Origin of the sequence: Mycolicibacterium palauense, from assembly GCF_002592005.1 — a bacterium.
Taxonomy (GTDB): Bacteria; Actinomycetota; Actinomycetes; order Mycobacteriales; family Mycobacteriaceae; genus Mycobacterium; species Mycobacterium palauense.
This window is the reverse complement of record NZ_NVQF01000157.1, coordinates 1-5,629: the sequence shown is the minus strand read 5'-3', so window position 1 is coordinate 5,629 and position 5,629 is coordinate 1. Positions and strand designations below refer to the sequence as shown.

At 69.6% G+C, this 5,629-nt stretch carries 7 protein-coding genes; 4 read left to right on the top strand and 3 right to left on the bottom strand.

Annotated elements, in window-relative coordinates:
• Positions 1–315: 315 nt before the first annotated feature.
• Positions 316–1,458 (top strand): site-2 protease family protein, encoded by a 1,143-nt coding sequence (locus CSR00_RS29150; RefSeq protein ID WP_099025842.1) that lies wholly within the window; start codon positions 316–318, stop codon positions 1,456–1,458.
• Between the two features lie 60 nt (positions 1,459–1,518).
• Positions 1,519–2,322 (top strand): ribosome hibernation promotion factor, encoded by an 804-nt coding sequence (locus CSR00_RS29145; protein ID WP_099025841.1) that lies wholly within the window; start codon positions 1,519–1,521, stop codon positions 2,320–2,322.
• Between the two features lie 11 nt (positions 2,323–2,333).
• Here CSR00_RS29145 and phoU read toward each other — a convergent pair whose 3' ends face one another.
• Entirely contained in the window at positions 2,334–3,002 is a 669-nt protein-coding gene (gene phoU / locus CSR00_RS29140; RefSeq protein WP_099025840.1) for a phosphate signaling complex protein PhoU, read from the bottom strand.
• A gap of 298 nt (positions 3,003–3,300) precedes the next feature.
• The gene (locus tag CSR00_RS29135; protein ID WP_099025839.1) at positions 3,301–3,663 is read right to left on the bottom strand and encodes a cupin domain-containing protein; all 363 of its coding nucleotides are present in this window, start codon (positions 3,661–3,663) and stop codon (positions 3,301–3,303) included.
• A 231-nt stretch (positions 3,664–3,894) separates the two neighbouring features.
• On the opposite strand from CSR00_RS29135, the gene CSR00_RS29130 reads away from it, so the two are divergent.
• The gene (locus CSR00_RS29130; RefSeq protein ID WP_099025838.1) at positions 3,895–4,287 is read left to right on the top strand and encodes a DUF4267 domain-containing protein; all 393 of its coding nucleotides are present in this window, start codon (positions 3,895–3,897) and stop codon (positions 4,285–4,287) included.
• 66 nt (positions 4,288–4,353) lie between these two features.
• Here the strand turns inward: CSR00_RS29130 and CSR00_RS29125 are convergent, their stop codons facing one another.
• Entirely contained in the window at positions 4,354–4,746 is a 393-nt protein-coding gene (locus CSR00_RS29125) for a nuclear transport factor 2 family protein (RefSeq protein ID WP_099025837.1), read from the bottom strand.
• 308 nt (positions 4,747–5,054) lie between these two features.
• Between CSR00_RS29125 and CSR00_RS29120 the strand changes: the two genes are divergently transcribed.
• On the top strand, positions 5,055–5,629 hold a 575-nt coding region (locus tag CSR00_RS29120; protein WP_099025836.1), incomplete at its 3' end, for a hypothetical protein.

Here is a 5,629-nt window from a genome sequence, read left to right as displayed (position 1 = left end):
CTGTCGAGCGATCCTTCAACCGCTTCAAGCACTGGCGAGGAATCGCCACCCGATACGACAAGTACGCCCTGAGCTACCTCGGAGGGGTAACCCTAGCCGCGATCATCATCAACCACCGCGTCCGCAACTGACAGACACCACCTAGCGGCCCCGCGACGCGCGGGGAACCCGGGCCGCAGGTCCCTATGGCCACGCACCTGGGGACCTAAGCCCGGTGCCCGACGGCCGTCACGCTCCTAGCGTCGGTGTCACCGCCGGGTCTCGGCGGGGCAGCCGGGTGCGCGCGGCGCGGTCACAGGAGAGGTCACGGGAGACATGGGCAGTATCCCGATAGGACGCATCGCCGGGTTCCCGATCGCCGTCAACTGGAGTGTGCTGGTCATCCTCTGGCTGTTCACCTGGAGCCTGGCCTCCACGTTGCCCGACGCCGAGCCGGGCTACCCCACAGCGCTCTACTGGGTGGCCGGGGCGTGCGGGGCGCTGATCCTGCTCGCCTCGCTGCTGGCCCACGAGCTGACCCACGCGATCCTGGCACGCCGGGCCGGGGTCCGGGTGTTCGACGTGACGTTGTGGCTCTTCGGCGGTGTCACTCGCCTCGGCGGCGACGCCAAGACCCCGAAGGAGGCGTTCCGGATCGCGGTGTCCGGGCCGCTGACCAGCCTGATGCTCGCGGCGGTCTTCGGGGCCGCGGCCTACGGGCTCGACAGCGTCGGAGCCGAACCGCTGGTGGCCGCGGTGGGGTGGTGGCTGGCGGCGGTGAACCTGCTGCTCGGCCTGTTCAACCTGCTGCCCGGCGCGCCGCTGGACGGCGGGCGGGTGCTCAAGGCCTACCTGTGGCGACGTCACGGCGATCCCGTGCGCGCCGGCGTCGGCGCGGCCCGGGCCGGGCGCATCCTCGCCTTCGTCCTGATCGGGCTGGGGCTGCTGCAGTTCCTCACCGGCTCCGTGGTCGGCGGCGTGTGGTTGGCGTTCCTGGGCTGGTTCATCTTCGCCGCCTCCCGGGAGGAGGAGACCCAGGCGGTGACCCAGCAGGCCCTTGCCCGGGTCCGCGTCGGCGACGTCATGACCGCCCACCCGCACACCGCGCCGGCCGACATCACCGTCGAGGACTTCATCCACCGGTATCTGCTGGGGGACCGGCACTCGGCGTACCCGGTCGCCGACCGGGACGGGACGATCATCGGGCTGATCACCCTGGTTCAACTGCGCGGCGTCGAGCCGGGCCGGCGCGCCGACACCCTGGTGCGCGAGGTCGCGATCCCGCTGCCCGAGGTGCCCACCGCCGCACCCGACGAACCGGTGACCGTTCTGCTGGAACGGCTGCGGTCACAGGCCGGCGACCGCGCGCTGGTCGCCGACAGCAGCGGACTGGTCGGCATCGTCACCGCGCGCGACCTGAGCAGGCTGCTCGAGGTGTACCGGATCGCCTCCGCGCCGTCACAGGCCCCACACCATTGAGGTGGCGTCGGTGACCTTCGCCTCTGGCGCGAACCCAGAGCCCAGGCGTAGCAAGGAAACATGTCCAAGAGGCAAGATCTCTCAGAGGTTGTTGACGTCGAGGTGACCATCCGGGGCAATCTGCCCGGCGCCGCCGACTACGCCCGCGCCAAGGTCGGGGAACTCGGCCGGTTCGCGCACCGCCCGGTGCTGCACGCACACGTCAAGCTCACCGAGCTTCGCGACCCGGCCGTCGAGCAGCCCGTGATCGCGCAGGCCAATCTCGATGTCGAGGGCCGGCTGGTCCGCGCCCAGGTGCACGGCGCCACCGCCTACGAGGCCATCGACCGGCTCGTCGAGCGGCTGCGACACCGGCTGGAACGTGTCGCCGAACACTGGGAGGCGCGCCGGGGCCGGCTGCCCGAGGGCGCACCGCATGAGTGGCGACACGAATCCGAGCCCACGCACCGGCCCGCCCACTTTCCCCGCCCGCCCGAGGAACGCCGCGTCATCCGGCGCAAGTCGTTCGCGATGGCGCCCTGCACGGTCGACGACGCGGCCCGCGAAATGCAGCTGCTCGACTACGACTTCCACCTGTTCACGGAGAAAGGGTCGGGTGCCGCCGGCGTGCTCTACCGCGGCGGAGCCACGGGCTATCGCCTGGCGTTGGTGAGCCCCGAGGTCGCCGATCAGCTGGATCCCTACGAGCTTCCGGTGACGATCAGCCCGCAGCCGGCGCCCTGCATCACCGAGCGGGACGCGATCGAGCGGCTGGGCCTGCTCGGTCTGCCGTTTCTGTTCTTCATCGACGCCGCCGAGGGGCGTGCCCAGGTGCTCTACCTGCGCTACGACGGGCACTACGGATTGATCACCCCCGCTGGTTAGCGGCGGGCGGGCTAGTAGGTTCCGATCTCCTGCTCGGCGGGCAGTGCACCGGTGGCCTGGAACACGACGCGCCGGCCGATCTCAACCGCGTGGTCGGCGAAGCGTTCGTAGAACCGGCTCAGCAGGGCGACGTCGACGGCCGCGCGCACACCGTGGGTCCAGCCGCCGTGGTCCATCAGAACCATGAACAGCTGCCGGTGCAGATCGTCCATCTCGTCGTCGTCCTCTTGCAGGCGTGCCGCCTTCTCGGCGTCGCCGGAGGCAAGCGCCTGCTGCGCGCTGGCGCCCAACTCGCAAGCCACCCTGCCCATGTCGGTAAACAGGCCGGTGACCTCGTCGGGCAGTACATGCTCGGGGTGACGACGGCGGACGATCTTGGCCACGTGGGCGGCCAGGGCGCCCATGCGGTCCACGTCGGCGGCGATCTGCACCGTCGCGACGATCGACCGGAGTTCTCCGGCCACCGGCTGTTGCAGCGAGAGCAGCGACACCGCCTGGGTCTCGATGTCGGTGATCGACGCGCTGATCCGGCCCTGGTCTGTCATGACCTGCTCGGCCGCGGCGACGTCGGCCTGCAGGAGGGATTCGGTGGCGCCCTTCATGGCGGCCCCGGCCACGCCACACAGCGTGGCGATCTGCTCGTTCAGTTCGGACAGCTTCTCGTGGTAGACAGCTCGCATCGTTCCGGCTCCTCAACTGAGCGGTGCGGGTCGTGGATTGTGGCGATCTGACGGATTGCGGTCTAAGAGTAAGCCGGAAAGCCTCACACGGCCAGGGTCCAACGACCCGGCTCACGGGGACGAAGGACGTAGGACGCCGCCGCGGGTGCCCGCCCGGCGCCGCGGGGTCGCGGTCCCGGCTTTCGTCTCCGTATCATCATCATCCCGGCAGCATCCCCGTATCAGCGGATATTGTTGTGGCAGTGCGCGTCTCGGTGCCGGATCGCGGAGCGCGTTGCGGTAGAAGCCGGGGCTTCCGCTACGCGTAGTAGTCGTTGCCGCGGGAGAACTCGACGAATGTGCACGCCTCGTCGCCCACCGTCCACGCGTCGTGTCCGGGGGGCAGCAGCATCACATCGCCGGCCGAGAAGCTCTCCTCGCTTCCGTCCGCCATGCTGACCGCCAGGGTGCCGGCCAGCACCAGCGCCACATGGGGCAGTTCGCACAGGTCGGTCCCGGCGTAGTCCTTCAGATCGTTGCACCACCGGGCGCCGACGCCGAAGGTGACCTGCGTGACCGACACGCCGTCGAGATCCGCCGTGCGCTTGCTGATCAGACCGTGCACGTCGCTCTCGATCTCGGACAGGGTGGCCTTCTGCATGGCGGGGTTGTAGCTGACCATCGCTTTCCTTCCGTCGCCCCCGGACCTCCAATGTGTCACGGCTGGCGCGTCGGTGCCGGGCCAGCGCGGGCTGTCTCAGCGCGGGCCGGCTCGCAGGGCTCATCGTCTCGGCCCGGCCTGGCCCGGGGGCATGGCTGTCGGGATCGCGGCGGAGCAGCCGTCGTTCATCGTGAAGGCACGATGAGGGTCGAATCGGCGCGGTGGCCGGCCCTGGTGCCTAGGCTGCCAATCATGTCGATCGATCGTGCCGCGCTCGTCGCGGGCAGCATCCGTCTGGCCTCCGGTGTCTCCTTCCTCGTCGATCCGCTGCGCGCCAACAGGCTGTGGGGCGAGCCCGAGGATCCGGGGCCCTCGGCCCAGCTGCTGTTGCGTTCGATGGGCTACCGCGACGCGCTGATCGGCGGCCTGCTGGTATCGGCGGCCCTGCGGAACCGCAACACCCGCGGTTGGTTCCTGGCCTCGGCCGGTGCGGATGCGGCCGATCTTCTGGGCGGTGCCAGTGTGCACCGCGACCTCAAACGCGGCCAGCAGATCATCGGCCTCGGCGGCGCCGCGGTCGGCATCGCCGTCGGGCTGTGGGGCGCCGCCCGCCGCCGCGGGGGCGAGCAGAGCGCGACCGATTAGCGCCCCGCGCCCATCCGGCGCGGTGCAGGTCAAGCGCGGGACACCAATACGCGCAACGGTTTTCGGCTAGCCGGCAGTCACCTGTTTCTTGCCGTAGACCCGTTCGGTCAGTGCCGTGTCGGTGTGCACCTCGGCGCGTACCGCCTTGCCGTCGCGCACGGTGAACACGTCGGCGTCCCGGCAGTGTTGGTCGCCGACGGTCACGTCGGTGAGGGCGACGACCAGGTCACCGTCGGCGAGAAACCGGCGCGGCGTCGCGACGGTGTTCTTGGCCGCCATCTGCGCGAACAGCTGGCCCAGCTCACCTTTGCCGTGATGCGTGCCGCTGATCGCGCTGTCACCGGGCTGCACCCATTCGATGTTGTCGTCGAAGAGGCTCATGATGGTCTCCACGTCGCCGTCGGCGAACGCGGCGTAACCCCTCTTGATCAGTTCGATGTTGTCGTCCTGCTCGGACATCCCCGACTCCCTTGTTCGCATCCGGATAGGAGGCGGCGAGCGGGCTCGGCCAATCGGTGGAGTCACGGTTCGCGGCTACGGGATCTGTCAAAACCCCCTCGCCGTCAAACCGAATTATGCGCCTCCGGGCGCGCCGACAACAGGGGATGAGACACCCGAATTCGCGTCCGTCTTGGCTGGGCGGGGGACCTTCGCCCGGGGTGAGCCGCCAAACGTCCCTGTGGCGGCGGTGTGCCGCCCGGGCAGACTGGAGGTGGCCGCCGGCATGTGGCCGGTGGTGTCCGCCAAGTTCCGCTGAAGGAGGCGTGATGGCCCGGCTGACCCGTCGTGAAACGCTGGCCGCGTTCGGACTCTTGGGATTGGGAACCGCCGCCGGCCTGGGCTACCTGCTGCGTGGGGGCGGCGAGCCGCCGGCGGCGCGGATCCGTCTGACCGAAGGCGGCGGGTTCATGGGGACCGGCCCGGTGGACATGCGCCGTTACATGGAGATGTTCCGTCGCCACAACGAGATCCGCCGAGTGGTGGACGAGATTCCGGGCGGGGTTCGTACCACCACCGAGTCGAATGCTCCCGAGCTGGTGGCCCAGTTACAGGCGCATGTGTCGAGCATGTACGACCATCTGGACCAGGGTGTCGAGGTGGTCTGCATGAGTTCGAGTCTGCCCACGATGTTCCGCGGGGCCGGGGCCTACCGGCGCCGGATGACCTTGACACCGAACGGTGTCGTCACCGAGGAGACCTCCGAGGATCCCGCGCTGACGGCAGCGATCAGGGAGCACGCCCGCGAGGTCACGGGTTTCGTGGAGATCGGGATGCCGGCGATGATGGGCCAGATGATGGGCGGGGGTGGAATGGGGCCCGGCGGAATGATGGGTCCCGGCGG

What these genes read in the sequence shown, in the direction of transcription:
- CSR00_RS29150 (WP_099025842.1), top strand. Translation starts at nt 316, where the DNA reads ATGGGCAGTATCCCGATAGGACGCATCGCCGGGTTCCCGATCGCCGTC.
- CSR00_RS29145 (WP_099025841.1), top strand. Translation starts at nt 1,519, where the DNA reads ATGTCCAAGAGGCAAGATCTCTCAGAGGTTGTTGACGTCGAGGTGACC.
- phoU (WP_099025840.1), bottom strand. Translation starts at nt 3,002, where the DNA reads ATGCGAGCTGTCTACCACGAGAAGCTGTCCGAACTGAACGAGCAGATC.
- CSR00_RS29135 (WP_099025839.1), bottom strand. Translation starts at nt 3,663, where the DNA reads ATGGTCAGCTACAACCCCGCCATGCAGAAGGCCACCCTGTCCGAGATC.
- CSR00_RS29130 (WP_099025838.1), top strand. Translation starts at nt 3,895, where the DNA reads ATGTCGATCGATCGTGCCGCGCTCGTCGCGGGCAGCATCCGTCTGGCC.
- CSR00_RS29125 (WP_099025837.1), bottom strand. Translation starts at nt 4,746, where the DNA reads ATGTCCGAGCAGGACGACAACATCGAACTGATCAAGAGGGGTTACGCC.